The sequence below is a fragment of the Azospirillum agricola genome (assembly GCF_020005195.1).
In the GTDB taxonomy this organism is placed as follows: Bacteria; Pseudomonadota; Alphaproteobacteria; order Azospirillales; family Azospirillaceae; genus Azospirillum; species Azospirillum agricola.
In genome coordinates this window covers 956065-982091 of the sequence record NZ_JAIFZR010000005.1, presented here as the reverse complement: position 1 = coordinate 982091, position 26027 = coordinate 956065, and the positions used below count along the sequence as shown (strand labels likewise).

Genomic DNA, 26027 nt, shown 5'->3' with positions numbered 1-26027 from the left:
ATGCGCCCGTCACAGCAGGGCAAGCTGGGCTTTGATCGGTTCCGGCTGTGTGGGCGCATGGCGTCGCTCCAGGTCGAGCAGCCAGGCTTTCGTCTCCAGCCCGCCCTGCCCCGAATAGCCGCCGGCCGCGCCGCCGCTGCCGAGCACGCGGTGACAGGGGATGATGATCGGGATCGGGTTGGCGCCGCAAGCCCCGCCGATGGCGCGCGGCCCGCTGCCCAGCGCGCGGGCCATTCCGCCATAGGTCGCGGTGCCGCCATAGGGGATCGCCAGCATCGCCGACCAGACGCTCTGGCGGAACGGCGTTCCCGCCGGCTTCAGCGGAAGATCGAAGCACAGGAGCGTCCCGGCGAAATAGGCCTCCAACTGCCGTGCTGCCGCGTCGAGCACGGTGTCGGGCCGGTCGCCGTCGACGCGGCCCCAGCTCACCCCGGTCAGGGCGCCGTCCGCGCTGGACAGCAGCAGGTCCCCGAGCGGGCTGTCGACGGTCAAACGTCCCATCGCGAGACTCCTTGATTGTGGGCTGGGATAATGGGCTGGGTGAAGGGCCGGTTCCGGTCAGGGCCGGCCTTGTGCGGGATGGGCGGTCGGCAGGGCCGCGGCCAGATCCGCCGGCGTGGTGACCGGCGCCGAGCAGGTCATGCCGGCGCAGACATAGGCGGTGGCCCGGCCGTCCCTCATCCCCTTGCCCTGGGCGGGATGGCCGGCGGGCAGATCCGCCCCCGGCGGCAGCAGGGTCAGGATGCGGTTGGGCAGCGACCGTTCCAGCACGGTCCGGCGCAGCGCCTCGGTTTCCGCCGCGCCGGGCGGGCCGACGATGACGATCTGCAAGGGCGCGTGCAGCCGCTCGACCGCGTTGAGGAAGGTCGGCAGCGGGAAGAAGTTGCGGTTCAGTTCGCCGGAGAAGGCGGCGGCGAGCGCCTCGGCGCGCTTCCGGTAGGACTCCTCGCCGGTGCGGTGGAACAGGGTCGCCAGCACGGCCAGCATGGTGCCGTTGCCGTTGGGCGTGGCGTTGTCGAAGGCGCTCTTCGTGCGGACGATCAGCCCCTCGGCGTCGTCGGCGGTGAAGAAATAGCCGCCTTTCCCCTGGTCCCAGAAATGGGCGTCGAGCACCGCGGCCCAGGCCCGAGCCTGGTCGAGCGCCGCCGGATCCCCCGTCGCCTCGTGCAGGGCCAGGGCGGCGCGCGCCATTCCGGCGTAATCGTCGAGCATGCCGGGGGTGCGGGTCTGCCCGCCGCGCCAGCTGTGGTGCAGCCGGTGGTTCCCGTCCTGCATCCGGTCGCGCACGAAGGCGTAGGCCCGTCCGGCGGCGGCGATCCAGTCCGGCTCGTTCAGCGCCAGTCCGGCGTGGGTCAACGCCGCGATCATCAGCCCGTTCCAGTCCGCGAGCACCTTGTCGTCCCAGCCCGGCCGTACCCGCCGCGTCCGCGCCCGCAGCAGCGTGTCGCGGGACGCCGCCAGCTTCGCCTCGGCCTCCGCGCCGGCCAGATCCAGCCGGCCCAGCCGGTTCAGGATGTTGGTGCCCTCCCAGTTGCCATGGGCGGTGACGTCGTAGACCTGCTTGAAGAAGCCGGCCTCGGGGCCGAGCAGCCGGTCGATCTCCGCCTCGCTCCAGACGTAGAAGCGGCCTTCCTCCCCCTCGCTGTCGGCGTCGAGCGTCGCGGCGAAGCCGCCGCCCTCGGCGACCATCTCGCGCAGCACCCAGCCGGCCGTCTCGCGGATGCGCGTCTCGAACAGGGGATCGCGCGTCTCCTGCCAGACCAGGGTCAGCAGATCGAGCAGCATGGCGTTGTCGTACAGCATCTTCTCGAAATGCGGCGCCAGCCAGCGTTCGTCGACCGAGTAGCGGGCGAAGCCACCGCCGAGATGGTCATAGATGCCGCCCTGCGCCATGTTGGCCAGCGTGGTCACCACCGCCTCGCGGAACGGAGCCTTTCCGCTGCGCTGCCACGCCCGCCACAGCAGCTCGAACAGGGGGACCTGGGGGAATTTCGGGGCCGAGCCAATGCCGCCATGGACCGGATCCACCTCGCGCAGCAAGCGCGCCGCGATATCGTCGAGCACGCCGGCCCCGATGGTCTCGGCGGCGCGGTTCTCGGCCATCCCGTTCAAGGCGTCCTTCAGGGCGGAGACGTTGCGGGTGACCTTGTCCGGCTCCTCGGCGTAGGTCCCGGCGACGCCCCGCAGCACGTCGGGGAAGCCGGCGCGGCCATAGCGCGGCGCCGGCGGAAAATAGGTGCCGCCCCAGAAGGGCTCCGCCTCGGGGGTTAGGAACATGGTGAGCGGCCAGCCGCCCTGCTGCCCGAGCAGCGCCAGGGCCGACTGGTAGATCTGGTCGACGTCGGGACGTTCCTCGCGGTCGACCTTGATGTTGACGAACAGCTCGTTCATCAGCCCGGCGATGGCGGGATTCTCGAAGCTCTCATGGGCCATGACGTGGCACCAGTGGCAGGCGGCGTAGCCGACCGACAGCAGCACCGGCTTGTTCTCGGCGCGCGCGCGCGCGAAGGCCTCCGGTCCCCAGGGCATCCAGTGGACGGGGTTGTCCTTGTGCTGGAGCAGGTAGGGGCTGGTCTCCCGGCCCAGCCGGTTGGCGCTGGGCTGGTTGGCACTGGGCAGGCTGGCACTGGGCAGGCTGGCACCCGGCGGTTCGGCCGTCATGGCGGGTTCCCATCGGTGAGGCGTTGGACAACGAGACGTTCGGAAACCAAATGGCGCGGAGGTGGCGTTGCGCCAACGCACCCTATCTGTATAGTGGGGCATGAGGCGATGCGGCGCTCAACCCTAAAAATTCACCCTCGAACACTCACCTCGGCGGGCGCCCGGCCCGCCCGCGTCGAAAGGGTTTGGCATGAAGATCAGCATCGACATCGACTGCACCCCCGAAGAGGCCCGGCATTTCCTCGGCCTGCCCGACGTGAAGCCGATGCAGGACGCCATGATGCGGGAGATCCAGGACCGCATGCAGGCCAATCTCCACGCCATGGACCCCGAAACCATGCTGAAGACCTGGCTTCCCGCCGGCATCCAGGGCATGGAGCAGATTCAGAAGATGTTTTGGACCCAGATGGCCTCGGCCCTGGGGCAGGAAGGACGAAAGTGAGCGATCAGACACCCTATTTCGAAGCCCATGTCTTCTGTTGCACCAACCGCCGCCCCGACGGGCACAAGCGCGGCTCCTGCGCCGCCCAGGGGGCCGAGAAGCTCCGCGACTACATGAAGGCCCGCGCCCGCGAACTGGGGTTCGACGGCAAGATCCGAGTCAACTCCGCCGGCTGTCTCGACCGCTGCGAACTCGGCCCCACCCTGGTCATCTATCCGGAGGGCGTCTGGTACACCTACCGCAGCACCGCCGACGTCGACGAGATCCTGTTGACCCATCTGCGGGATGGCCGCCGGGTCGACCGTCTGATGCTGACGGCCGAGCAGCGGGAGCTTCGTCCCGACCAGCGCGGCTGACCGGCCCATGACGATGGCATGGTCATGACCGCGACGATTTTCGCGCTCGCCACCGCCCCCGGCCGATCCGGTGTGGCGGTGGTTCGCGTTTCGGGGCCGGCTTCGGGCGACGCCCTCGCCGCCCTCACCCGCCGTCCGCCGCCGGAGCCGCGCCGCGCCGTGCTGGCGAGCCTGCGCGATCCGGCGACCGGCGACGCGCTGGACGACGCGCTGGTGCTGCGCTTCGCCGCCCCCGCCAGCTTCACCGGCGAGGATGTGGTCGAGCTTCACCTTCATGGCGGGCGCGCGGTGGTGTCCGGCGTGATCGAGGCGCTGTCGGCCCAGCCCGGCCTGCGGCTGGCCGAACCCGGCGAGTTCACCCGGCGCGCTTTCGAGAATGGCAAGCTCGACCTGACCGAGGCGGAGGCCGTCGCCGACCTGATCGGCGCCGAGACCACCGCGCAGCGCCGGCAGGCTCTGCGTCAGATGGAAGGCGCGCTCGGCCGGCTTTACGAGGGCTGGCGCGACCGTCTCACCCGGTCGCTCGCCCACATCGAGGCCGACATCGATTTCGCCGACGAGGATTTGCCCGGCGGCGTGGCCGACGCGGTGCGCCCGGTGGTCGAGACGCTGGTCGCGGAGATCGCCCGGCATCTCGACGACGGCGGCCGGGGCGAACGGCTGCGCGAGGGACTGCACATCGCCATCGTCGGCGCGCCCAACGCCGGCAAGTCGAGCCTGCTGAACGCGCTCGCCCGCCGCGACGCGGCCATCGTCTCGGCCCGCGCCGGCACGACGCGCGACGTCATCGAGGTGCATCTCGACCTCGGCGGCTATCCGGTGGTGCTCGCCGACACCGCTGGCCTGCGCGAGGCCGCCGCCGACGAGGTGGAGGAGGAAGGCATCCGGCGGGCCAGGGACCGGGCGATGCGCGCCGACGTGAAGATTGCCGTCTTCGACGCCTCCGCCCTGCCCGACCTCGACCCCGCAACCGTCGCCCTGATTGACGCCGACACGGTCGTCGTCGTGAACAAGAGCGACCTGTCCGGCGCTCCCGTTCCGGTGATCGCCGGTGTGACGCCGGTGCTGCTTTCCGCCCGCAACGGCGACGGGCTGGCTGAGTTGGAAAAGCGTTTAACGGCGTTTAGCGCCGACCGGCTGGCGGTGGGCAGCACACCCAGCCTGACCCGCGCTCGGCACCGCGCCGCTCTGGACGAGTGCCGGACCGCCCTGCTCCGCGCCCTGTCGGCGCCCCTGCCGGAGCTGGCGGCGGAGGACATCCGGCTGGCCAGCCGCGCGCTCGGCCGTATCACCGGGCGGGTCGATGTCGAGGATTTGCTGGACATCATCTTCCGGGATTTCTGCATCGGCAAATAGTCCGGCGGCGAATGGACCGGCGCGGGCGGCCGATGCGGGCGGCGATGCGGCGCCCGTGTTTCACGTGAAACATGGGTGCCGCGATCCGGCGGCGGGAGCAGGGTCTTGGCGTGGCGGGACGCTTCGGTTATGGTCCCGGCCATGCACACTTTTCCCCCCCGTACCTTCGATGTCGTCGTTGTCGGTGGCGGTCACGCCGGCTGTGAAGCGGCCGCTGCCGCGGCGCGCATGGGCGCGCGCACGCTGCTGCTGACCCACAAGGTGGAAACCATCGGCGAGATGTCCTGCAACCCGGCCATCGGCGGCTTGGCGAAGGGGCATCTGGTGCGGGAGATCGACGCGCTCGACGGCGTGATGGCGAAGGCCATCGACCGTGGCGGCATCCAGTTCCGCATCCTCAACCGCAGCAAGGGCCCCGCCGTTCGCGGCCCGCGCGCCCAGGCCGACCGCAAGCTGTATCGTCAGGCGATGCAGGCCCTGTTGGCCGAGCAGCCCAACCTGTTCATCGAGGCCGGCGGTGCCGAGGACCTGATCGTCGATGCCGGGGGACGGATCGCCGGTGTGGTGACCGGCTCCGGTGAGTCCATCGCCGCCGGCGCGGTGGTTCTGACGACCGGCACCTTTCTGCGCGGCCTGATCCACATCGGCGAGGAACGCACCCCGGCCGGCCGGGTCGGCGAGGCGCCCTCCCTCGGCCTGTCCGACACGCTGGCCCGGCTGGGCTTTCCGCTTGGCCGGCTGAAGACGGGGACGCCGCCGCGCCTCGACGGGCGCACCATCGATTGGGACGCGCTGGAGAAGCAGCCGGGCGATCTGCCGCCGCCGCCCTTCTCCTACCTCACCGAACGGATCGACACGCCGCAGGTCGATTGCGCGATCACCTGGACGACGCCGGAAGCGCACGCGCTGATCCGTGCCAACCTGCACCGCGCGCCGATGTACTCGGGCCAGATCACCGGAACCGGCCCGCGCTACTGTCCGTCCATCGAAGACAAGGTGGTGCGCTTCGCCGAGAAGGAACGGCACCAGATCTTCCTGGAGCCGGAGGGGCTGGACGACCACACCGTCTACCCGAATGGCATCTCGACCTCCCTGCCCCGCGATGTCCAGCTCGGCATCCTCAAGAGCATGCCGGGTCTGGAGCGGGCCGAGATGATCCGTCCCGGCTACGCCATCGAGTATGATTACGTCGACCCGCGTGAGTTGAAGCCGACGCTGGAAACCCGCCGGGCGCCGCGCCTGTTCCTCGCCGGCCAGATCAACGGCACCACCGGCTATGAGGAGGCCGCCGCCCAGGGGCTGATGGCCGGGATCAACGCCGCCCTGGTAGCCGGCGGATCCGCCGACGGTTTCGTGCTCGACCGCGCCAACGGCTACATCGGCGTCCTGATCGACGATTTGATCGGGCGCGGCACCAACGAGCCCTACCGGATGTTCACCTCGCGCGCCGAGTACCGGCTGCTGCTGCGGGCCGACAACGCCGACCAGCGCCTGACCGCCAAGGGTGTCGCCATCGGCTGCGTCGGCTCCCATCGCCGCGACGTGTTCGCCGCCAAGAGCGAGGCGCTCCAGGCCGGCCGGGCTTTGGTCAACGCCTTGCAGGCGACGCCGGTGGAACTGGCCCGCCAGGGCATCGCGGTGAACCAGGATGGGGTTCGCCGCAGCGCCGCCGACCTGCTGCGCTATCCGGACACGGATCTTGCGGTGCTTGCCCGGCTGTGGCCGGAACTGGCGGAGATCCCGGCCGACATCGCGGAACAGCTTGAGATCGACGGCAAGTACGCCGGCTATCTCGGACGCCAGGAGGCCGACATCCGCGCCTTCCGCAAGGACGAGGCTTTGGCTCTGCCCGACGATCTCGATGTCGACGGCATCGGCAGCCTGTCAGCGGAGATCCGGCAGAAGCTGCGCCAGTCGCGGCCGGCGACGCTCGGCGCGGCGGCGCGCATTCCCGGCATGACCCCGGCGGCGCTGGTGGCGCTGCTGCGTCATGTGAAGCGGCGCGATTTGCAGGCGGCGGAGTGATGACAGTGTTCGACGCGCAGGCTTTCCAGGATGACATCGGTGTTTCACGTGAAACATTGGACCGTCTTGCCGCCTATGAAAGCGTGCTGAGGAAGTGGCAACCGAGGATCAACCTCGTCGGCCCCTCCACCCTGCCCGATCTGTGGCGCCGCCATTTCCTCGACTCCGCCCAGCTCCACCCCCTGTTGCCGGACGGCACGCGGGTGCTGGTGGATCTGGGCAGCGGCGCCGGCTTTCCCGGTCTGGTTCTCGCCATCCTCGGCGTTCCCGAGGTCCATCTGGTCGAGAGCGATTCGCGCAAGGCCGCCTTCCTGCGCGAAGCCGCGCGGGTGGCCGGGGCCTCGGTCACCGTCCACAACAAGCGGATCGAAACCGTCACCGGCATCGAGGCCGACGTTGTGACCGCCCGCGCCCTGGCGCCGTTGGCGGATCTGCTGGGCTGGTCCTTTCCCTTCCTGGGATCGCGCGGCACCGGCCTGTTTCTGAAGGGCCAGAACCTGGACGACGAATTGACCGCTACCACCAAATATTGGAAGATGCGGACCGAGCGTTTCGAGAGCCGCAGCGACCCGACCGGCACCATCCTGCGCGTCAGCGGCATCGAGCGTGGTGAGACCGACCATGGCTGATGCCGCGAATCCGCCCTCTTCCCGCTCTCAGGCTTCCCAAGAGGCTGCCATGTCCGCCGTCACCAGCTCCCTCGCCCGCGTGGTCGCGATCGCGAACCAGAAGGGTGGCGTCGGCAAGACGACGACGACCATCAATCTGGCCACCGCGCTCGCCGTCATCGGCAAGCGCGTGCTCGTCATCGACCTCGACCCGCAGGGCAACGCCTCGACCGGCCTCGGCATCCCGCGCTCGGACCGCCGCGTCGGCATCTACGACGTGCTGTTCGACAATGTGGCACTGGAGGATGCGGCGATCGCGTCGGCGGTGCCGAACCTGTCGATCATCACCTCCTCGGTCGATCTGTCGGGCGCCGAGATCGAGCTGGTCTCGGCCGAGCGGCGCGAGTTCCGGCTGCGCGAGGCGGTCGCCAACAGCGCGCTCGAATACGACTATGTGCTGATCGACTGCCCGCCGGCGCTGGGATTGCTGACGCTGAACGCGCTGGTCGCCTCGCACGCCGTCATGGTGCCGTTGCAGTGCGAATTCTACGCGCTGGAGGGGCTCAGCCACCTGATCCGCACCATCGAGCGGGTCAAGCGCGCCTTCAACCCGAACCTCGACATCCACGGGGTCGTGCTGACCATGTTCGACAAACGCAACAATTTGTCCGACATGGTCGCGGCCGACGTGCGGGGCTTCTTCGGCGAGAAGGTCTACGACACTGTGATCCCGCGCAACGTCAAGGTCTCCGAGGCGCCGTCGCACGGCAAGCCGGTGCTGATCTACGACATGCGCTGCCCGGGATCCCAGGCTTACATCCATCTGGCGGGCGAGGTGCTGCGCCGCGAAAAGAGGCTGTGCGCATGATCGACGACGCCAAGCGTTTGGATGGCGGGGGGGCGCGCCGCGCCAGTCTTGGCCGTGGCCTGTCCGCCCTCTTCGGCGAGGCGACGGAGGATTACTCGCAGCTCGACAAGGTGCGCCAGTCCAAGCAGGTGCCCATCGAGTTCGTTCATCCCGGCCGTTACCAGCCGCGCCGCAAGTTCGACGAGGAGGCGATCCAGGGCCTCGTCGAGTCGATCCGCGACAAGGGCATCCTCCAGCCTCTGCTGGTCCGCCGTGACGGCGAGGCGGCCAACTCCTACGAACTGATCGCCGGCGAGCGTCGCTGGCGCGCCGCGCAGATCGCCGGCCTGCACGAGGTGCCGGTCGTCATCCGCGATCTCAGCGACCGCGAGGCGCTGGAAATCGCGCTGATCGAGAACATCCAGCGCCAGGATCTGACCCCGCTGGAAGAGGCGGAGGGCTACCGCCGCCTGATGGACGAGTTCGAGCACACCCAGGAGGATCTGGCCCGCGCCGTCGGCAAGAGCCGCAGCCACGTCGCCAACATGATGCGTCTGCTGGCCCTGCCGGATCCCGTCAAGGGCATGGTGCAGGACGGTGCGCTGACCGCCGGTCACGCCCGCGCCCTGCTGACCTCGACGGATCCGGTCTCGGTGGCGCGCGAGGTGGTGCAGCGCGGCCTCAACGTGCGGCAGACCGAGGAGCTGATGCGCGGCGGCGACCAGCCCAAGCCCCGCAAGGGCGCCGGTGGATCCGGTCCGGCCCCGGCTCCCGCTCCGGCCATGAAGGACGTCGACCTGATCAATCTGGAAGAGGAAATCTCGGCCAGGATCGGTCTGAAGGTGGCGATCAACCCGCAGGGGCAGCGCGGCACCATCACCATCCATTACCAGACCCTCGACCAGCTCGACGACGTGCTGCACCGGCTGGGCGGCGAGGACTGAGGCCGTCCCAGCCGGTCAGGCCGGGACGCGCTCGCAGTCGATGTAGCGGAAGGGCAGGCCGTTCTCCTCGAAGCGGTCGCTGCTTTGGATTTCGCTCCAGCCCGGCCCCAACGGCGGCATGATCGTGTCGCCGTCGGTGTCCCGCTCGATGCGGGTCAAATGCAGGCGGTTGGCGATGGGCAGCGCCTCGCGGAACAGCGCGGCGCCGCCGATCACGCACAGTTCCGCCGCGCCGCTTTCACGTGCCCAGGTGACGGCGCCGTCCAAGCTTGTGAACCATCGGGCGCCGTCGTGCTCTCCGGCCGGGTGATGGCGGCTGACCACGAGGTTGTCGCGGCCGGGCAGAGGGCGGCGCGGCAGGGAATCCCAGGTCTTGCGGCCCATCAGAATGGGTTTGCCGAGCGTCAGTTCCTTGAAGCGCTTCAGGTCGCTCGGCAGATGCCAGGGAAGACCGCCGTCGCGGCCGATCACGCCGTTGGTGGAAGCGGCGACGATGAGGCTGATGAGCATGGCGGGGAAGCTCCTCCTTGGTGAAGGGACACGGGGCCCCACCCCGGCCCTCCCCCGTCCTCGCGGAGAAGGGGAATCAGGCGAGCAGGCTGCCCAGCACGGCGTTCAACCGCTGACGGCCCTCATGGGTCGCGCGGAGCCGTTCGGCATCGAGGGCCAGGAAGCCGCCGTCGATCAGGCGCTTGAGGGCGGCTTGGTCGAGGACGTCCAACGGATCGCGGCCGGCTTCCTCGGCGAGGCGGGCGAGCCGGATGCCTTCGGTCAGGCGCAAGCCCATCATCAAGAGTTCGGTGCCGCGCGCGGTCCGGTCGATGGGGTCGGGAGAGGCGGCGCCGTGGCCGTCGCGCTCGACGCGTTCCAGCCAGATTTCCGGGGCGCGGTGGGCGCGGGTGGCGAATTTCTCGCCCTCCAGCGTCAGCCGGCCATGGGCGCCGGGCCCGACGCCGACATAGTCGCCGTAGCGCCAATAGGTCAGGTTGTGGCGGCTTTCCTCGCCGGGGCGGGCGTGGTTGGAAATCTCGTAGGCCGGCAGGCCGGCGCCGGACAGCAGGCTCTGCGTCGCTTCGTAAAGGTCGCCGGCCAGATCCTCGTCGGGCAGCACCAGATCGCCACGGGCGTGGAGGGGAAAGAAGGCGGTCCCCTCCTCGATGGTGAGCTGGTAGACCGACAGGTGACCGACCGCGTGGTCGAGCGCTTGACGCAGCTCGGCCTCCCAGGCGGCGATGCTCTGGCCGGGCCGGGCGTAGATCAGATCGAAGGAGAAGCGGTCGAAGAGACGGGCGGCGAGCGCGATGGCGCCGGTCGCCTCATGGGCGCTGTGCTGGCGGCCGAGGAAGCGGAGATCCGTGTCGTTCAGCGACTGGATGCCGAGTGACACCCGGTTGATCCCGGCGTTGCGGAAGGCGCGGAACTTGTCGGCCTCGACCGAGGTCGGGTTGGCTTCCAGCGTCACCTCAAGCCCCGGCGCCACCGGCCACAGCGCGGCGATGCGGTCGAGCACCGCGCCGACCGTCTCCGGCTCCATCAGCGACGGCGTGCCGCCGCCGAAGAAGACCGAGGTGACGGTGCGCCCCGCCGTCAGGCCGGCGTAATGCTCCAGCTCGCGGACCAGGGCGGCGCGCCAGCGGGCGTGGTCGACCCGCTCGCGGACATGGCTGTTGAAGTCGCAGTAGGGGCACTTCGACTTGCAGAACGGCCAATGGACGTAGATGGCGAAACCGGGGTCGCTGGTCACCGGAAGCACCGCTCCACGAGCTGGCGGAAGGCGTCGGCCCGATGGCTCATCTCGTGCTTGCGGGCTGGATCCATCTCGCCGAAGGTCTGCTCGAAGCCGTCCGGGCGGAACATCGGGTCGTAGCCGAAGCCCCGCGGACCCTGCGGCGGCCACACCAGCGTGCCGTAACAGCGGCCCTCCACCGTCTCGACATGGCCGTCCGGCCAGGCGAGCGACAGGGCGCAGACGAAATAGGCGGAGCGGTCGGTCTTGCCGGTCAGCCCCTCCTCCACCTTGCGCATCGCCATGGCGAAGTCCTTCTCCGGCCCGGCCCAGCGGGCGGAGTAGATGCCGGGGTCGCCGTTCAGCGCCGGCACCACCAGACCGCTGTCGTCGGCGAGCGCGACGTGCCCGGCGGCGGCCGCGGCCTTGGCCTTCAGCTCGGCGTTGGCGACGAAGCTGGTTCCGGTCTCCTCCGGCTCGGGCAGGCCAAGCTCCCCGGCCGTGGTGAAGTTGGCCGCGTAGGGGCCCAGCAGGTCGGCGATCTCGCGGACCTTGCCCTTGTTGTGGCTGGCGATCACGAGCGTGTCGCCGGTGAAACGGCGGGGAGCGGTCATGGACTGGCCCTCTCGATCGATGGTCCGGGGTTAGGCGATGCCGAGCACGGACTTCTGGAGCGCCACCAGCTCGTTCACCCCCTTGCGGGCGAGCGCCAGCAGCTCGTTGAACTGCGGCTCGCTGAAGGGGGTTTCCTCGGCGGTGCCCTGGATCTCGACGATGCCGGCCTTGCCGGTCAGCACGAAGTTGGCGTCGGCCTGGGCGGACGAGTCCTCGGGGTAGTCGAGGTCGAGCACCGCGTTGCCCTTGTAGATGCCGCAGGACACGGCGGCGACCTGATCGGTCAGCGGCATGGTCTTCAAGGCGCCGATCTGGATCAGGTGCTGGAAGGCCAGATGCAGGGCGACATAGCTGCCGGTGATGGCGGCGGTGCGGGTGCCGCCGTCGGCCTGGATGACGTCGCAGTCGATCTTGATCTGCTTCTCGCCCATCGCCGCGCGGTTGGTGACGGCGCGCAGCGCACGGCCGATCAGGCGCTGGATCTCCTGGGTGCGGCCCGACTGCTTGCCCTTGGCGGCCTCGCGGTCGGTGCGGCTGTGGGTGGAGCGCGGCAGCATGCCGTACTCCGCCGTGACCCAGCCCAGCCCGGTGTTCTTCAGGAAGCGCGGCACCGTCTCGTCGACGCTGGCGGTGCACAGCACATGCGTGTTGCCGAACCGCACCATGCAGGAGCCCTCGGCGTATTTGCTGAAGCCGGGTTCGAGCGAAACGGTGCGCAGTTGGTCGAAGGCGCGGCCGGAGGGGCGCATGGGCATCATCCAGAAATCGGTTGTCGGGGATGGTCGTGAACGGGCGGCAAGCTACCGGCTCCGCCCCATCGCGTCCAGCCTCGCATCCGGGGCATGCGCAAGGCGGGAGGATGGGGAGAAAAGCGGCACAGGTTAGCGCTGACATGACGCGATGTGTCGCGTAAGACCGCTTTTCTGCATGATTCGTGCGACAGCGGGCTTGGCGAGCGCCGCTTCCGGGGACTAACATCCGGCCCCCACCGTCGGCAGCGCCACCGCTCCAGGATCAAAGACGACCGGCGGGCATCAAACATCCGTTGAGGAACACGAGACCCCCATGTCCGAGCCCACGTTGTCCGAGACCAAGCGCGTCACCGACGAGGAAGCCCTGCTGCTGCATTCCAGCGGGCGCCCCGGCAAGCTGGAGATCACCCCGACCAAGCCGCTGACGACCCAGCGCGACCTGGCGCTCGCCTACTCCCCCGGCGTGGCGGTCCCCTGCCTGCGCATCGCGGAGGATCCGTCGCTCGCCTACGACTACACCGCCAAGGGCAACATCGTCGCCATCATCTCCAACGGCACGGCGGTGCTGGGGCTGGGCGACCTGGGCGCGCTCGCCGGCAAGCCGGTGATGGAAGGCAAGGCGGTGCTGTTCAAGCGCTTCGCCGACGTCGACGGCATCGACCTGGAGGTCGACACCAAGAACGTCGACGAGTTCGTCAACTGCGTGCGCTTCCTCGGCCCCAGCTTCGGCGGCATCAACCTGGAAGACATCAAGGCGCCCGACTGCTTCATCATCGAGGAGCGGCTGCGCGAGCTGCTCGACATCCCGGTCTTCCACGACGACCAGCACGGCACCGCCATCATCGCCGCCGCCGGCCTGATCAACGCCTGCGACATCACCGGGCGCAACATCAAGGACGTCACGATGGTGGTGAACGGCGCCGGCGCCGCGGGCATCGCCTGCGCCGAGCTGTTCTGCACCATGGGCGTGCCGCGCGGGAACATCATCCTGTGCGACACCAAGGGCGTGGTCTATCGCGGCCGCACCGAGGGCATGAACCAGTGGAAGTCCTCCTTCGCGGTCGACACCGACAAGCGGACGCTGGAGGAGGCGGTCGCCGGCTCGGACGTCTTCGTCGGGCTGTCGGCCAAGGGGGCGATGACCCAGGAGATGGTCAAGTCGATGGCGGCCAAGCCGATCATCTTCGCGCTGGCCAACCCCGACCCGGAGATCACCCCGGAGGAGGTCAAGGCGGTGCGCGCCGACGCCATTGTCGCCACCGGCCGCTCCGACTACCCGAACCAGGTCAACAACGTCCTCGGCTTCCCCTACCTGTTCCGCGGCGCGCTCGACGTCCGCGCCACCACCATCAACGAGGCGATGAAGGTCGCCGCCGCCAAGGCGCTCGCCGCCCTGGCGCGCGAGGACGTGCCGGACGAGGTCGACGCCGCCTATTCCGGCCGCCGCCTGCGCTACGGTGCCGACTACATCATCCCGGTGCCCTTCGACCCGCGCCTGATCGTCACCGTCCCGGCCGCCGTGGCGCAGGCCGCCATGGAATCCGGCGTGGCGCGCAAGCCGATCGTCGACATCTCCGGCTACCGGCATTCCCTGCGCACCCGCCTGGATCCGACCGCCGACAGCCTGGAGCTGATCCTGGAGAAGGTGCGGGCCAACCCGCGCCGCGTCGTCTTCGCCGAAGGCGAGGAGGAGCGCACCATCCGCGCCGCCATGGCCTTCCGTTCCGGCGGCTACGGCACGCCGGTGCTGATCGGCCGCGAGGAGGTCATCAAGGAACAGCTCGTGGCGATGGGGCAGCCGAACGTCCAGTTCGAAATCCACAACGCCCGCCTGTCCGACGCCAACCGCCGCTACAGCGACCACCTCTACCGCCGTCTGCAACGCAAGGGCGCCTTGCTGCGCGATTGCCAGCGGATGGTCAACCAGGACCGCAACGTCTTCGCCGCCTGCATGGTGGCGCAGGGCGACGCCCACGCCATGGTGACCGGCCTGACCCGCAGCTTCGGCGTTGCCTTCGAGGAGATCCGCCGGGTCATCGACCCCAAGGCCAACGAGCCGGTGTTCGGCCTGCACGTCTTCGTGACGCGCAACCGCACCGTCTTCATCGCCGACACCACGGTGCATGTGCGTCCCAACGGGGCGACGCTGGCCGACATCGCCATCGGCGCCGCCGCCAAGGCCCGCCAGATGGGGCACGAGCCGCGCGTGGCGCTGCTCTCCTTCTCGAACTTCGGGCAGACGCCGCACCCGAACACCGACCCGCTGCGCGAGGCGGCGGCGATCCTCGACAACCGCCGCGTCGATTTCGAGTATGACGGCGAGATGTCGGCCGACGTCGCGCTGGACTACGCCCTGATGAAGCGGGTCTACCCCTTCTCGCGGCTGTCCGGCCCGGCCAACGTGCTGATCATGCCGGGCCTGCACTCCGCCAACATCTCGGCCAAGCTGCTGAACAAGATGGCCGGTGGGCAGATGATCGGCCCGCTGCTGATCGGCCTCGACAAGCCGGCGCAGATCGTCAGCATGGGCTCGTCGGTCAACGACATCGTGACGGCCGCCGCGCTGGCGGCGCACGACTCGCTGCCCTGGTAAGGACGGCTCCACCCTCCGAAGGGGCTTGAGCACTTCACCCGTCCTGACCGGGCCAAGCCCGGTCAGGACGGGTGTGCCTCTCGAACTCAGAGATGCTTGTAAAAGAAGGTTGTCCGGCCGGGACGGCCGTCGGGCATGAGGGCGTAGCCGGGGATTGTTCCGGTCCGCACCCAGCCGGCGCGCTCGTACAGGCGTTCGGCCTCCTTCGTCGAGGTGTCGAGCACCAGCAGCGTCTTCCCGACCGACCGCGCCGCATCCTCGGCGGCGTCCATCAGGGCGGCGCCGATGCCCCGCCGCCGCGCGCGGCGGTGAACCAGCATCTTGGACAGGTCGCCGCGATGCGGCTGGTTCTCCGGTTGGCCGAGCACGATCTGCACCGTGCCCAGCAGGCTGCCGTCCGCCTGGTCCTCGGCGACCAGCAGGATCCGCCTGCCGGCGGCAAGCCCCTCGGCGACTGTCCGCCAGAAGGTGCCGGCCCTTTCCCGGTCGACCGGAAGCAGGAAGCCGACGGACGCCCCGCCCTCCACGCAATCGATGAGAAGCGCGGCCAGCTCGGCGTTTCGGCGGACCGCCTCCTCGGCGCCGAGCGAACGGATGGACAGGCTGTGTTCGGTCATGGCGGGACTCCTCGGCGTTTGGCATCGCCCTGCCCGGCTGGCGCGGCTTCGGTGGTGAGGGCCACGAGGTAGCGCGCCGGGACCGTGGCGGGGTTGTGGAAGCGGGTGGGCCGGTCGAGCCGCATCGCCAGACAGTCGCCGGCCGCCAGCCGGTGGGTGTCGTCGCCCACCGTCAGCGTGATCTCCCCCTCCAGAATGAAGAGCTGCTGGTGGACGGCGGCGGCGCGCCAAGCGCTGTCGTAGGCGACGCGGGTGCCGGGCGGCAGGACCACCTCGACCAGTTCGATCGGTGACGGAAAACCGGGGGGCGACAGGTTGCGGCGCCGATAGCCGCTCTCCGGATCGCGCCAGACGGTCTGGTCGGCCCGCCGGGCGACGGGGGGCGCGTCGGGCCGCTCCTCCTCCGCGAACAGCGAGGCGAGCGTCACGCCGAGGCCGGCGGCCAGCCGCTCCAGCACGCTGGCGGTCGGGCTGCTCTGGCCGCGCTCGATCAGCGAGATCATCGAGCGGCTGACGCCGGCCCGCGCGGCGAGCCCGTCGAGGGTGAGGTTGCGCTCGCCCCGCAGTCCCCGCAGTCGGGCGGCGAGGCGGGCGTCGATGGTCGATCCGGTGTTTTCTATTATAATAGAATTATCATCCATTTTACCGGAGTCAATGGCGGCGAAGCCGCCCAGGATCCGGCCCGGAGCCCACCCTGGATCCGCTCCCGAATCCGCGCCGCCACGCGCCATGTGAATCTTTTTTGACCGTCGCGCGCCTACGACCGTGATGGTGTAGAAGGGCGGATCGTTCCTTCCCTCCATCACCCCGGTGCCGCCCATGCGCCTCAAGGCGATGCCGCCCCCCCGCCTGATCCTCGCCCTCATCCTGATGCTGGCGCCCCTGCTGGTCGCGCTGGTGCTCGCGGTCCGCACCGGCGGTCTGTCCGGCCTCGCGGCTTTCGGGGGCGGGGCGCTGGGGCTGGCCGGGGCCGTCCTGGCGGTGCGTGGCCATCACCGCGACATCGCCGCCGTCACCGACTACGCCAACCGGCTCGGCGGGGAAAGCGGGGACGTCCCGGCGACTCCGCCCGGCGTTCCATCGGCGCTGGCCGGACTGACCGCCGCCGTCGCCCGGCTGCACCGGGTGGGGGCGCGGCGGACCGAACGGGTCCAGGCGCAGCTCGACGCCAACGCTTCCATCTTCGACGCGCTGCACGACCCGTTGCTGCTGATCGACGCCGAGCGGCAGGTGACCCGCGCCAACCTCGCGGCGCGCGGCCTGTTCGGCGACAAGGTGGTCGGGCGGGAGCTGGCCTCGACCCTGCGCAACCCGAACGTCCTGGAGGCGGTGGATTCCGTGCTGCGCGGCGGCGCCTCCCGCGTCATCGAATTCACCCTGCCGGTTCCGGTGGAGCGCACCTTCGAGGCGCAGGTGAAACCGTTCCAGCGCACTCTGCCCGCCCCGGACCGGACGCTCGATCCGGTCCCGAATCCGGGCGCGGAGGCCGAGGGTCCGGCCCCGGCCGCGACCGTCGCGCGCATGGCGATCCTGACGCTGCACGACGTCACCGCCGCCCGCCGGTCCGAGCAGATGCGCGCCGACTTCATCGCCAACGCCAGCCACGAGCTGCGCACGCCGCTGTCCTCGCTGCTGGGCTTCATCGAGACGCTGCGCGGCCCCGCCCGCGACGATTCCGAGGCGCAGGAGCGCTTCCTCTCGATCATGCAGGATCAGGCCAGCCGGATGACCCGCCTGGTCAGCGACCTGCTGTCGCTGTCGCGCATCGAGCTGGACGAGCACATGCCGCCGAACGGCCGCGTCGACGTGGTGGAGGAGCTGGAGAACGTCATCGCCAGCCTGGAGCTGAAGGCCGCCCAGCGCCGGATCCGCCTGCGGCTGGACGCGCCGGAGGGGCTGCCGGCGGTCATCGGCGACCAGGACCAGTTGACGCAAGTCTTCCTCAATCTGGTCAGCAACGCCATCAAGTACACCCGCGAGGACACCGACGTGACGGTGTCGGCGGCGCTGGTCGACGGGGCGGCGGTCGGCTTCACCGGGCTGCCCGCCGCCGGGCGGCGCGGCGGACGGGGCGGCACCGCCATGGTGTCGGTGGCGGTGCGCGACCAGGGCGACGGCATCGCCCGCACCCACCTGCCGCGTCTGACCGAACGCTTCTACCGGGTCGACGCGGCGCGCTCGCGGGCGATGGGCGGCACCGGGCTGGGGCTGGCCATCGTCAAGCACATCCTCAACCGCCATCGCGGCCGGCTGACCATCGAGAGCGAGGTCGGGGTGGGCAGCGCCTTCACCGCCTATCTGCCCGCCGCCGCCCCCTCCCTGTCTTCCGCCGCCGACGGCGCCGCCGCCCAGGCGGAACGGCGGACGGCCGGCTAGGACATCCAGCGGTCGCCGTCACGAAACTGTCATTGAACCGTAATCATTGCGTCGCCCTCCCCGACTAAGGTCCGGCCCAACGCGACCGGGCACGAACCCGGCCGCAACCCGGCGCCAGCCCAGCGGGCCGCGCCCCAACTCCACCGGCCATCGGCCACCGGTTCATCGGAGGGATTACCCGTGATCACCAGGAAGCACGTCTTCACCGCGGCCGCCGCCGTGGCTCTGTCCGTCGCCGCCACCGGCACCGTCCAGGCCCAGTCGCGCGACCAGATCCGCGCGGTCGGCTCCTCGACCGTGTTTCCCTTCACCACCGCCGTCGCCGAGGCCTTCGGCAAGGGCGGCAAGTTCAAGACCCCGGTCGTCGAGTCGACCGGCACCGGCGGCGGCCTGAAGCTGTTCTGCGCCGGCGTCGGCCCGGCCCACCCGGACATCGCCAACGCCTCGCGCCGCATCAAGAAGTCGGAAGTCGAGCAGTGCGCCGCCAACGGCGTCACGCAGATCACCGAGCTGAAGATCGGCTTCGACGGCATCGCGCTGGCCTACTCCAAGAAGGCCCCGGTGATCGAGCTGACCACCGCCGTCATCTGGAAGGCGCTGGCCAAGGACGTGCCGGTCGACGGCAAGATGGTCGCCAACCCCTACAAGAAGTGGTCGGACATCGATCCGAAGCTGCCGAACGCCGAGATCGAGGTGCTCGGCCCGCCCCCGACCTCCGGCACGCGCGACACCTTCAACGAGCTGGCCATGCTCGAAGGCTGCAAGAAGGTTCCCGAGGTCAAGAAGATCGTCACCGACGACAAGGCCTTCGAGAAGGCCTGCATGACCATCCGCGAAGACGGCGGCTACGTCGAGGCCGGCGAGAACGACAACCTGATCGTCCAGAAGCTGAACGCCAACCCGTCGGCCTTCGGCGTGTTCGGCTACAGCTACATCGACCAGAACCGCGACAAGCTCCAGGCCGCCAAGATGGACGGCGTCGAGCTGACCGCCCAGAACGTCGCCGGCGGCAAGTACGAGCTGTCGCGTCCGCTCTACGTCTACGTCAAGAACGCGCACGCCGGCGTCATCCCCGGCATCCGCGAGTTCATCGCCGAGTACACCTCGGAGCGCGCGGTCGGCGACGACGGCTACCTGTCCGACAAGGGCCTGATCGCCGAGCCGAAGGACGCCCGCGACGCGGCCCGCACCTCGGCCATGAACCTGACGCCGTTGCAGCTCTGATCCTGCCGTGACGCGCGGGCGGCGGCCTTGATCGGGGCCGCCGCCCGCCGTATCGAAGCGGGCATTGTCCTCGCCCCCGACCTTCGCCCTGGCCCCGGCGGTTCCGCATGCAGATCACCGTTCTTGTCCTGATATTGGCCCTGCTCACCGTGATCGGCTTCCAGATGGGCCGGACGCGGGCGGCCGCCTCCGTTGGCGGGCGCGTCGTCGAGCTTCATTCCGTCCCCTCCTATCATGGCTTCTACGTCGCGCTGTGGGCCGGCCTGCCGGCCCTGTTCCTGTTCGTGCTGTGGACCGCGTCGGAAGGCTGGCTGATCATGCAGATGGTCCTGGCCTCCCTGCCCGCGCGCCTGACGACGGGCGACACCCAGAGCCTCAGCCTGCTCAAGGCCGACATCCTCAACATCGCCCACGGCATCTCGACGGGCCGCGAGTCCGACCCCGACGTCGCCGCCGCCGCCAAGCACTACAACGCGCTGCACGCCATCAGCGGCTGGAGCCTGCTGGTCATCGGCGCCAGCCTCGCGGCGCTCGGGCTGGCCTACGGGCGCCAGCACATCGGCCCGGATCTCCGCGCCCGCAACCGGGTGGAGCGGGTCGTCAGCATCGCGCTGATCGTCTGCTCGATGGTCGCCATCCTGACCACCGTCGGCATCGTGCTGTCGCTGCTGTTCGAGGCGCTGCGCTTCTTCTCCGCCGTGTCGCCGCTGGAGTTCCTGTTCGGCACCCACTGGAGCCCGCAGATGGCGATGCGCGCCGACCAGGTCGGCTCGTCGGGCTCCTTCGGCGCCATCCCGCTGTTCGCCGGCACGCTGCTGATCACCGTGATCGCCATGGTCGTCGCCGTGCCGATCGGGCTGATGTCCGCCATCTACATGTCGGAATACGCCAACCCGACTGTCCGCACCTGGCTGAAGCCGATCCTGGAAATTCTGGCCGGCATCCCGACCGTGGTCTACGGCTTCTTCGCCGCCCTGACCATGGCGCCCTTCGTGCGCACAATGGGTCAGAATCTCGGCCTCGACGTCAGCTCGGAATCGGCGCTGTCGGCCGGCATCGTCATGGGCGTGATGATCATCCCCTTCGTCAGCTCGCTGTCGGACGACGTCATCAACGCGGTGCCGCAGTCCCTGCGCGACGGCTCCTACGGCCTGGGCGCCACCAAGTCGGAGACGATCCGCCAGGTCGTGCTGCCCGCCGCCCTGCCCGGCATCGTCGCCGCGGTGATGCTGGCGGTCAGCCGCGCCATCGGCGAGACGATGATCGTGACGATGGCCGCCGGCCTCACCGCCAACCTGACGGCCAACCCGCTGGAGGCGGTCACCACGGTGACGACGCAGATCGCCACGCTGCTGGTCGGCGACCAGGAGTTCGACAGCCCCAAGACGCTGTCGGCCTTCGGCCTCGGCCTCGTGCTGTTCCTCGTCACGCTCTCCCTCAACATGGTCGCCCTGCGGGTGGTCCAGAAGTATCGAGAGAAATATGACTGATCTCGTGCAACAGGATACGCGGGCCATGTCCGTCACCGCCGCCAAATCCCATTACCAGAGCGAGGCCTTTGCCCGCCGGCTGCGCGCCCGCTACGCCGCCGAGCGGAACTTCAAGATCGCCGGCATCGCCGCCATCGCCATCGCCTCGCTGATGCTGGTGGTCCTGCTCAGCTCGATCGTCACCAAGGGCTACACCGCCTTCTGGCAGGCCCAGGTCCGCGTCGAGGTGGCCTTCGACAAGGCGCAGGTCGAGGAGCGCAACTACACCGCCATCCTGCGCCAGGGGCTCTACGCGCAGTTCCCGGAGATCACCGAGCGCAGTGCGCGCCGCACGCTGAACGAGCTGCTGTCGTCGGGCGCGCCCTATGAGCTGGAAGCGATGGTGACGCGCGACCCGTCGATCGTCGGCACCACCCGGACCGTCTGGGTGCGCGCGGACGACGAGGTCGACCAGTTCGTGAAGGGCTACTTCACCCGCAGCGGGCCGGAGTCCGAGCGCCGGCTGAACGACGCCAAGATCGCCGCGGTCGACGCGCTGGTCGCCAAGGGCGCGCTGGTGCAGAGCTTCAACACCACCCTGTTCAGCGCCGGCGACAGCCGCGAGGCCGAGCAGGCGGGCATCTGGGGCGCCATCGTCGGCTCGCTGCTGACGCTGCTGGTCACCATGTCGCTGTCGGTTCCCATCGGCATCGCCGCGGCGGTCTACCTGGAGGAGTTCGCGCCGAAGAACAAGTGGACCGACCTGATCGAGGTCAACATCAACAACCTCGCCGCCGTGCCGTCGATCATCTTCGGCCTGCTCGGCCTGGCGGTGTTCCTCGGCTTCTTCGGCCTGCCGCGCTCGGCGCCGCTGGTCGGCGGTCTGGTGATGGCGCTGATGACCCTGCCGGTCATCATCATCTCGGCCCGCGTCGCGCTCAAGTCGGTGCCGCCCTCGATCCGCGAGGCCGCGCTGGGCATCGGCGCCTCGCCCTTGCAGACGGTGACGCACCATGTGCTGCCGCTGGCGATGCCCGGCATCCTGACCGGCACCATCATCGGCATGGCCCGCGCGCTCGGCGAGACGGCGCCGCTGCTGATGATCGGCATGGTCGCCTTCATCGTCGACATCCCGCACGGCTGGACCGACAGCGCCACCGTGCTGCCGGTGCAGATCTACATGTGGGCCGACAGTCCCGAGCGCGCCTTCACGGAGCGCACCTCGGCGGCGATCATGATCCTGCTCGGCTTCCTGATCCTGATGAACGGGTTGGCCGTTTTCCTGCGCAAGAAATTCGAGAGGCGGTGGTAAGCCATGAGCGTCCATACCCAGACCCACACCGGCGCCCCGGCCGCCGTGCGCTCGGCCCCGGCCGTGCCGAACAAGATGATCGCCCGCGACGTCAAGGTGTTCTACGGGGCCAAGCAGGCGCTGAAGGGCATCAACGTCGAGATTCAGGAAAACAAGGTGCTGGCGCTGATCGGCCCGTCGGGCTGCGGCAAGTCGACCTTCCTGCGCTGTCTCAACCGGATGAACGACACCATCGAGAACTGCCGGGTCGAGGGACTGATCGCGCTCGACGGCGAGGACATCTACGGCAAGTCGATCGACGCCGTGCAGCTCCGCGCCCGCGTCGGCATGGTGTTCCAGAAGCCGAACCCCTTCCCCAAGTCGATCTACGACAACATCGCCTACGGCCCGCGCATCCACGGCATGGCGTCGGGCCGCGACGAGCTGGACGAGGTGGTCGAGAAGTCGCTCCAGCGCGCCGGCCTGTGGAACGAGGTGAAGGACCGCCTGCGCGAGCCCGGCACCGGCCTGTCCGGCGGCCAGCAGCAGCGCCTGTGCATCGCCCGCGCCATCGCCGTCAGCCCCGAGGTGATCCTGATGGACGAGCCCTGCTCGGCGCTCGACCCCATCGCGACCGCCCACATCGAGGAACTGATCGACGAGCTGCGCGAGAACTTCACCATCGTCATCGTCACCCACAACATGCAGCAGGCGGCCCGCGTCTCGCAGAAGACCGCCTTCTTCCATCTGGGCGACATGGTGGAGTGCGACGACACCGAGGAGATCTTCACCAACCCGCGCGACGAGCGCACCCAGGGCTACATCACCGGCCGCTACGGCTGATTCTTTGCGTGTCCCTCTCCCGCCCCGGGAGAGGGCGCAGAGTCGACGGCCGCAGGCCGGACGAGCGCCGAAGGCGATCGTAGGTGGCGCGCGGTCGCGAGACTTGCGAGCGACCTCGGGGCCCACCGCGAAGCGGTGGGAAGGGTGAGGGGCGATCGGGCGTGCGGTTCGATCCATGCCACCGATAGCCCCTCACCCTCCCCGCTCCGTGGGTCCCCTCCTTCTCCCGGGGCGGGAGAGGGCGTTCCAGGCGGACTTGAAGTTGTCGTGTTGAAGGAAGCGAAGATGCTGGGTAATGTCGAGCCGCGCGCAGTGAACGGAGCCACCATGAACGCGGCGTTGAAGCCGCTCGCCCTCGTCGTCGAGGACGAGGCCGACATCGTTACCCTGCTGAAGTACAATCTGGAAAAAGAGGGTTTCCGCGTCGCCACCGCCACCGACGGCGAGGAAGCCCTGCTGCTGGCCGGGGAGCAGACCCCGCACATCGTCCTGCTCGACTGGATGCTGCCGCTGATGAGCGGGCTGGAGGTCTGCCGCCAGCTCCGCCGCAACGCCAAGACCCGCGACATCCCGATCATCATGCTGACGGCGCGCGGGGAAGAGGGCGACCGGGTGCGCGGTCTGAACTCCGGCGCCGACGACTACATCACCAAGCCCTTCTCACCGACCGAGCTGGTCGCCCGCATGCGCGCGGTGCTGCGCCGCGCCTCGCCGGGGATGACCGACGAAACGCTCCAGTTCGCCGACGTGACGATGGATCTGGCGGCCCACCGCGTGCGGCGCAACGGCCGCGACGTGCATCTCGGCCCGACCGAATTCCGCCTGCTGCGCCATTTCATGCAGCATCCGGGGCGGGTCTTCTCGCGCGAGCAGCTTCTCGATCTGGTGTGGGGCCACGACGTCTATGTCGAGCCGCGCACCGTCGACGTCCACATCCGCCGCCTGCGCAAGGCGATGAACGAGGAGACCGAGCTGGACCTGATCCGCACCGTGCGGTCGGCCGGCTACGCGCTCGACACCAAGACGGTGTGAGGGGCGGCGGGAAACCCCGCCTCCCATCCTTACGTGATCGCGTCCAGCGCATCGTTGCTCAGGCCGCCCGGCACGATGGTCAGCGGGATGCGCAGCTTTCCCAGCCCCCGCCCGGTGTAGTAGGACACCAGCGGCCCCGGCCCCTCCGGGTCGGTGCCGGCGGCCAGCACCAGGATGGAGATGCTCGGCTCCTCGGCGATCAGGGCCAGCACCTCCTCGTGCGGGTTGCCCTCGCGGACGTAGAGCGCCGGCAGGGTGCCGGTGAGCTGGTTGACCTCGCGGGCCAGCTTCTGGAGCATCAGCTCGGCCTCGTTGCGCTGCTCCTCGCGGATCAGGTTCTCCACCGCCAGCCAATGCTGCATCTCGCCCTGCTCCAGCACGGTCAGCAGGGCCACCTTGCCGCCCGACTTGCGGGCGCGCAGGCAGGCGTAGCGCAGCGCCACCTTCAGCTCCGGGCTGTCGTCGACGACGACCAGGAAGATGCGCACCGGCGGCGGCGAGGTCGGCGGCGAGGTTTCGGTCGTCTCGGTCATCTCAACCCCCCTTGGTTCTTTTGTCGTTCACACGCGGCGGAAGGCGGCGCCCGCCGCCCAGCCGGCCGCGACCGCGCCGACCACCGCGGCCACCCCGTAGACGACCGGACGGTGGCGGGCGATGTCGTAGAGTTCGGCGCTGAAGCCGATCTTCGACACCACCAGCGGCGTGGTCTGGGCGCTCACCACCTCGCCGTTGCGGATCAGCAGCGCCTCGACATTGTACAACCCCGTCGGGACGTTGGCTGGAAAATAGATGTTGGTGCGGAACAGCCGGTCGCCCAGGAAGGCGACCTGCCCGAAGGTCAGGGCGTAGAGGCCGGCGCGCTGCTTGTTGCGGATCAGGGCGGCGCGGAAGGCCGCCAGCTCGTCGGGCTCCAGCGTCTCGCGCGGGCCGAGCTGGAGCTGCGGCAGGCCGATCTGGTGGCGCTCCAGCACCGGGCGACCGACGAGCTGGTCGAGCGGCCGGCTGGTCGCCACCGTGTAGAAGCTGGGGACCTGCTCGAAGCGCACGCTGTCGGTGTTGATCCACATGCCGGCGATCCGCTCCTTGCGGCGGACGGTGGCGGGCACGCGCGGGCCGGTGACGACGATGGCGACGTCGCCCGCCCCGTCGGTGGTGCCGAACAGCACGACCTCGGTTCCGGTGAAGCCGGTGGTGATGGCGATCAGGTGGCTCGACAGGTCGGCGACGAGCTGCTGGGCCCACACGGTGGCCGCCAGCGTGCCGCCCAGCAGCAGCCCGCCCAGCGCCGCCGCCCCCTGGACCAGACGACGTTTCGACAGCGAAACCATCACGTCATTCCCGAGGTCAGGGTGAAGAGATCCTCCGGCCGGGCGAAGAGATCCCAGGCCAGCTTCAGCGCCACCGCGACGACGATGCAGGACAGCAGCAGCCGGGCCTGCTCGCCGCGCAGCCGGCTTCCCATCTTGGTGCCGGACTGGGCGCCGGTGACGCCGCCGATCAGCAGCAGCAGGGCCAGCATGGCGTCGACCGTCTGGTTGGTGGCGGCCTGCAACAGGGTGGCGGCGGCGGTGGTGAAGATGATCTGGAACAGCGAGGTGCCGGCCACCAGACCCGCCGGCATGTTCAGCAGATAGATCATCGCCGGCACCAGCAGGAAGCCGCCGCCGATGCCCATGATCGCCACCAGCATGCCGCCGACCAGCCCGATCCCCGCCGGCAGCAGCGCCGAGATGTAGAGCTTGGAGCGCTGGAACCGCATCTTGAAGGGCAGGCCGTGCAGCCAGATGTGGCGGTGCAGCTTGCCGCGCCTTGCGGTGGGGGCGCGGCGCCGGATGAGGGCGCGGCTGCTCTCCACCAGCATCATGCCGCCGATGGTGCCGAGGAAGAAGACGTAGGACAGGGTGATGGCGATGTCGATCTGGCCGAGCCGCTGGAGGATCGCGAAGATCCAGACGCCGAGCGCCGTGCCGACCACGCCGCCGGCCAGCATCACCACCCCCAGCTTGACGTCGACGTTGCCGCGCCGCCAGTGGGCCAGCACGCCCGACACGCTGGCGGCGACGAGCTGGTTGGCCTGGGTGCCGACCGCGACGGCCGGCGGCACGCCGATGAAGATCAGCAGCGGCGTCATCAGGAAGCCGCCGCCGACCCCGAACATGCCCGACAGGAAGCCGACCAGCCACCCCATGCCGAGCACCAGCAGCGCGTTGACCGACATCTCGGCGATCGGCAGATAGACTTGCATGGGAG

At 69.5% G+C, this 26027-nt stretch carries 25 protein-coding genes; 14 read left to right on the top strand and 11 right to left on the bottom strand.

Translation table 11 applies throughout. From position 1 onward, the window contains the following. Positions 1-9 precede the first annotated feature (9 nt). Together JN22_RS19585 and JN22_RS19580 are read right to left on the bottom strand one after the other, a co-directional pair. On the bottom strand, positions 10-501 hold the full coding sequence (locus JN22_RS19585) for a methylated-DNA--[protein]-cysteine S-methyltransferase (protein WP_085555536.1): 492 nt from the start codon (positions 499-501) through the stop codon (positions 10-12). Positions 502-558: 57 nt separating this feature from the next. Beyond that, positions 559-2661: a thioredoxin domain-containing protein gene (locus JN22_RS19580; RefSeq protein WP_085555535.1), complete on the bottom strand. Its 2103-nt coding sequence runs from the start codon at positions 2659-2661 to the stop codon at positions 559-561. A 190-nt stretch (positions 2662-2851) separates the two neighbouring features. On the opposite strand from JN22_RS19580, the gene JN22_RS19575 reads away from it, so the two are divergent. From JN22_RS19575 to JN22_RS19545, 7 genes are all read left to right on the top strand, one after another. After that, positions 2852-3103 carry a DUF6489 family protein gene (locus tag JN22_RS19575; RefSeq protein ID WP_085555534.1) on the top strand — a complete coding sequence of 84 codons (252 nt, stop codon included), beginning with the start codon at positions 2852-2854 and terminating at the stop codon, positions 3101-3103. Then, entirely contained in the window at positions 3100-3459 is a 360-nt protein-coding gene (locus JN22_RS19570; protein WP_085555533.1) for a (2Fe-2S) ferredoxin domain-containing protein, read from the top strand. The genes JN22_RS19575 and JN22_RS19570 overlap by 4 nt, the downstream gene beginning before the upstream one ends. Before the next feature lie 24 nt (positions 3460-3483). Then, complete coding sequence (mnmE, locus tag JN22_RS19565; RefSeq protein WP_085557253.1) at positions 3484-4815, top strand: tRNA uridine-5-carboxymethylaminomethyl(34) synthesis GTPase MnmE; 1332 nt, start codon at positions 3484-3486, stop codon at positions 4813-4815. Positions 4816-4956: 141 nt separating this feature from the next. Beyond that, a complete protein-coding gene (mnmG, locus tag JN22_RS19560; RefSeq protein WP_396021953.1) occupies positions 4957-6840 on the top strand; it encodes a tRNA uridine-5-carboxymethylaminomethyl(34) synthesis enzyme MnmG in 1884 nt (627 codons plus the stop codon). Then, positions 6840-7469 (top strand): 16S rRNA (guanine(527)-N(7))-methyltransferase RsmG, encoded by a 630-nt coding sequence (gene rsmG / locus JN22_RS19555; RefSeq protein ID WP_085555531.1) that lies wholly within the window; start codon positions 6840-6842, stop codon positions 7467-7469. Before mnmG ends, rsmG begins: the two co-directional genes overlap by 1 nt. 49 nt (positions 7470-7518) lie before the next feature. Next, the gene (locus JN22_RS19550; RefSeq protein WP_085555530.1) at positions 7519-8316 is read left to right on the top strand and encodes a ParA family protein; all 798 of its coding nucleotides are present in this window, start codon (positions 7519-7521) and stop codon (positions 8314-8316) included. After that, the gene (locus JN22_RS19545) at positions 8313-9239 is read left to right on the top strand and encodes a ParB/RepB/Spo0J family partition protein (protein ID WP_085557252.1); all 927 of its coding nucleotides are present in this window, start codon (positions 8313-8315) and stop codon (positions 9237-9239) included. The genes JN22_RS19550 and JN22_RS19545 overlap by 4 nt, the downstream gene beginning before the upstream one ends. Positions 9240-9254: 15 nt before the next feature. Here JN22_RS19545 and JN22_RS19540 read toward each other — a convergent pair whose 3' ends face one another. From JN22_RS19540 to rph, 4 genes are all read right to left on the bottom strand, one after another. Then, the gene (locus JN22_RS19540; protein ID WP_085555529.1) at positions 9255-9749 is read right to left on the bottom strand and encodes a dihydrofolate reductase; all 495 of its coding nucleotides are present in this window, start codon (positions 9747-9749) and stop codon (positions 9255-9257) included. Positions 9750-9825: 76 nt separating this feature from the next. Beyond that, positions 9826-10983 carry a radical SAM family heme chaperone HemW gene (gene hemW, locus JN22_RS19535; protein WP_223677797.1) on the bottom strand — a complete coding sequence of 386 codons (1158 nt, stop codon included), beginning with the start codon at positions 10981-10983 and terminating at the stop codon, positions 9826-9828. Further along, complete coding sequence (gene rdgB / locus JN22_RS19530; protein WP_085555527.1) at positions 10980-11579, bottom strand: RdgB/HAM1 family non-canonical purine NTP pyrophosphatase; 600 nt, start codon at positions 11577-11579, stop codon at positions 10980-10982. Before rdgB ends, hemW begins: the two co-directional genes overlap by 4 nt. 30 nt (positions 11580-11609) lie before the next feature. Beyond that, entirely contained in the window at positions 11610-12329 is a 720-nt protein-coding gene (rph, locus tag JN22_RS19525) for a ribonuclease PH (protein WP_085555526.1), read from the bottom strand. Positions 12330-12645: 316 nt separating this feature from the next. Here rph and JN22_RS19520 point away from each other — a divergent pair, with 316 nt between their 5' ends. Further along, complete coding sequence (locus JN22_RS19520) at positions 12646-14925, top strand: NADP-dependent malic enzyme (RefSeq protein WP_179166194.1); 2280 nt, start codon at positions 12646-12648, stop codon at positions 14923-14925. A gap of 86 nt (positions 14926-15011) precedes the next feature. On the opposite strand, the gene JN22_RS19515 is transcribed toward JN22_RS19520, so the two are convergent. Together JN22_RS19515 and JN22_RS19510 are read right to left on the bottom strand one after the other, a co-directional pair. Further along, complete coding sequence (locus JN22_RS19515) at positions 15012-15542, bottom strand: GNAT family N-acetyltransferase (RefSeq protein ID WP_085555525.1); 531 nt, start codon at positions 15540-15542, stop codon at positions 15012-15014. Further along, positions 15539-16183 carry a helix-turn-helix domain-containing protein gene (locus JN22_RS19510; RefSeq protein WP_085555524.1) on the bottom strand — a complete coding sequence of 215 codons (645 nt, stop codon included), beginning with the start codon at positions 16181-16183 and terminating at the stop codon, positions 15539-15541. Before JN22_RS19510 ends, JN22_RS19515 begins: the two co-directional genes overlap by 4 nt. A gap of 178 nt (positions 16184-16361) precedes the next feature. Here JN22_RS19510 and JN22_RS19505 point away from each other — a divergent pair, with 178 nt between their 5' ends. From JN22_RS19505 to phoB, 6 genes are all read left to right on the top strand, one after another. Continuing rightward, positions 16362-17918 (top strand): ATP-binding protein, encoded by a 1557-nt coding sequence (locus JN22_RS19505; protein ID WP_085555523.1) that lies wholly within the window; start codon positions 16362-16364, stop codon positions 17916-17918. A gap of 183 nt (positions 17919-18101) precedes the next feature. Next, entirely contained in the window at positions 18102-19142 is a 1041-nt protein-coding gene (locus tag JN22_RS19500) for a PstS family phosphate ABC transporter substrate-binding protein (RefSeq protein ID WP_085557250.1), read from the top strand. A 107-nt stretch (positions 19143-19249) separates the two neighbouring features. Beyond that, a complete protein-coding gene (gene pstC / locus JN22_RS19495) occupies positions 19250-20632 on the top strand; it encodes a phosphate ABC transporter permease subunit PstC (protein WP_085555522.1) in 1383 nt (460 codons plus the stop codon). After that, on the top strand, positions 20625-21923 hold the full coding sequence (gene pstA / locus JN22_RS19490) for a phosphate ABC transporter permease PstA (protein ID WP_085555521.1): 1299 nt from the start codon (positions 20625-20627) through the stop codon (positions 21921-21923). The genes pstC and pstA overlap by 8 nt, the downstream gene beginning before the upstream one ends. A gap of 3 nt (positions 21924-21926) precedes the next feature. Beyond that, positions 21927-22745 (top strand): phosphate ABC transporter ATP-binding protein PstB, encoded by an 819-nt coding sequence (pstB, locus tag JN22_RS19485; protein WP_085555520.1) that lies wholly within the window; start codon positions 21927-21929, stop codon positions 22743-22745. Between the two features lie 327 nt (positions 22746-23072). After that, positions 23073-23777, top strand: coding sequence for a phosphate regulon transcriptional regulator PhoB (gene phoB / locus JN22_RS19480; protein ID WP_085555519.1), 705 nt, complete (start codon positions 23073-23075; stop codon positions 23775-23777). Positions 23778-23806: 29 nt separating this feature from the next. On the opposite strand, the gene JN22_RS19475 is transcribed toward phoB, so the two are convergent. From JN22_RS19475 to JN22_RS19465, 3 genes are read right to left on the bottom strand one after another with little or no spacing between them, the layout of a single operon-like run. Then, positions 23807-24310: a universal stress protein gene (locus JN22_RS19475; RefSeq protein ID WP_085555518.1), complete on the bottom strand. Its 504-nt coding sequence runs from the start codon at positions 24308-24310 to the stop codon at positions 23807-23809. Between the two features lie 27 nt (positions 24311-24337). After that, the gene (locus tag JN22_RS19470; protein WP_085555517.1) at positions 24338-25105 is read right to left on the bottom strand and encodes a TIGR02186 family protein; all 768 of its coding nucleotides are present in this window, start codon (positions 25103-25105) and stop codon (positions 24338-24340) included. Beyond that, a complete protein-coding gene (locus tag JN22_RS19465; protein WP_085555516.1) occupies positions 25105-26022 on the bottom strand; it encodes a sulfite exporter TauE/SafE family protein in 918 nt (305 codons plus the stop codon). Before JN22_RS19465 ends, JN22_RS19470 begins: the two co-directional genes overlap by 1 nt. Positions 26023-26027: the final 5 nt, after the last annotated feature.

Coding starts and splice junctions, on each gene's coding strand:
- JN22_RS19465 (WP_085555516.1), bottom strand. CDS start 26,022: ATGCAAGTCTATCTGCCGATCGCCGAGATGTCGGTCAACGCGCTGCTG.
- JN22_RS19470 (WP_085555517.1), bottom strand. CDS start 25,105: ATGGTTTCGCTGTCGAAACGTCGTCTGGTCCAGGGGGCGGCGGCGCTG.
- JN22_RS19550 (WP_085555530.1), top strand. CDS start 7,519: ATGTCCGCCGTCACCAGCTCCCTCGCCCGCGTGGTCGCGATCGCGAAC.
- JN22_RS19505 (WP_085555523.1), top strand. CDS start 16,362: ATGCGCCTCAAGGCGATGCCGCCCCCCCGCCTGATCCTCGCCCTCATC.
- pstB (WP_085555520.1), top strand. CDS start 21,927: ATGAGCGTCCATACCCAGACCCACACCGGCGCCCCGGCCGCCGTGCGC.
- pstA (WP_085555521.1), top strand. CDS start 20,625: ATGACTGATCTCGTGCAACAGGATACGCGGGCCATGTCCGTCACCGCC.
- JN22_RS19510 (WP_085555524.1), bottom strand. CDS start 16,183: ATGGATGATAATTCTATTATAATAGAAAACACCGGATCGACCATCGAC.
- JN22_RS19520 (WP_179166194.1), top strand. CDS start 12,646: ATGTCCGAGCCCACGTTGTCCGAGACCAAGCGCGTCACCGACGAGGAA.
- JN22_RS19540 (WP_085555529.1), bottom strand. CDS start 9,749: ATGCTCATCAGCCTCATCGTCGCCGCTTCCACCAACGGCGTGATCGGC.
- JN22_RS19585 (WP_085555536.1), bottom strand. CDS start 501: ATGGGACGTTTGACCGTCGACAGCCCGCTCGGGGACCTGCTGCTGTCC.
- rsmG (WP_085555531.1), top strand. CDS start 6,840: ATGACAGTGTTCGACGCGCAGGCTTTCCAGGATGACATCGGTGTTTCA.
- rdgB (WP_085555527.1), bottom strand. CDS start 11,579: ATGACCGCTCCCCGCCGTTTCACCGGCGACACGCTCGTGATCGCCAGC.
- mnmE (WP_085557253.1), top strand. CDS start 3,484: ATGACCGCGACGATTTTCGCGCTCGCCACCGCCCCCGGCCGATCCGGT.
- rph (WP_085555526.1), bottom strand. CDS start 12,329: ATGCGCCCCTCCGGCCGCGCCTTCGACCAACTGCGCACCGTTTCGCTC.
- JN22_RS19515 (WP_085555525.1), bottom strand. CDS start 15,542: ATGACCGAACACAGCCTGTCCATCCGTTCGCTCGGCGCCGAGGAGGCG.
- JN22_RS19580 (WP_085555535.1), bottom strand. CDS start 2,661: ATGACGGCCGAACCGCCGGGTGCCAGCCTGCCCAGTGCCAGCCTGCCC.
- JN22_RS19575 (WP_085555534.1), top strand. CDS start 2,852: ATGAAGATCAGCATCGACATCGACTGCACCCCCGAAGAGGCCCGGCAT.
- pstC (WP_085555522.1), top strand. CDS start 19,250: ATGCAGATCACCGTTCTTGTCCTGATATTGGCCCTGCTCACCGTGATC.
- phoB (WP_085555519.1), top strand. CDS start 23,073: ATGAACGCGGCGTTGAAGCCGCTCGCCCTCGTCGTCGAGGACGAGGCC.
- mnmG (WP_396021953.1), top strand. CDS start 4,957: ATGCACACTTTTCCCCCCCGTACCTTCGATGTCGTCGTTGTCGGTGGC.
- JN22_RS19545 (WP_085557252.1), top strand. CDS start 8,313: ATGATCGACGACGCCAAGCGTTTGGATGGCGGGGGGGCGCGCCGCGCC.
- JN22_RS19475 (WP_085555518.1), bottom strand. CDS start 24,310: ATGACCGAGACGACCGAAACCTCGCCGCCGACCTCGCCGCCGCCGGTG.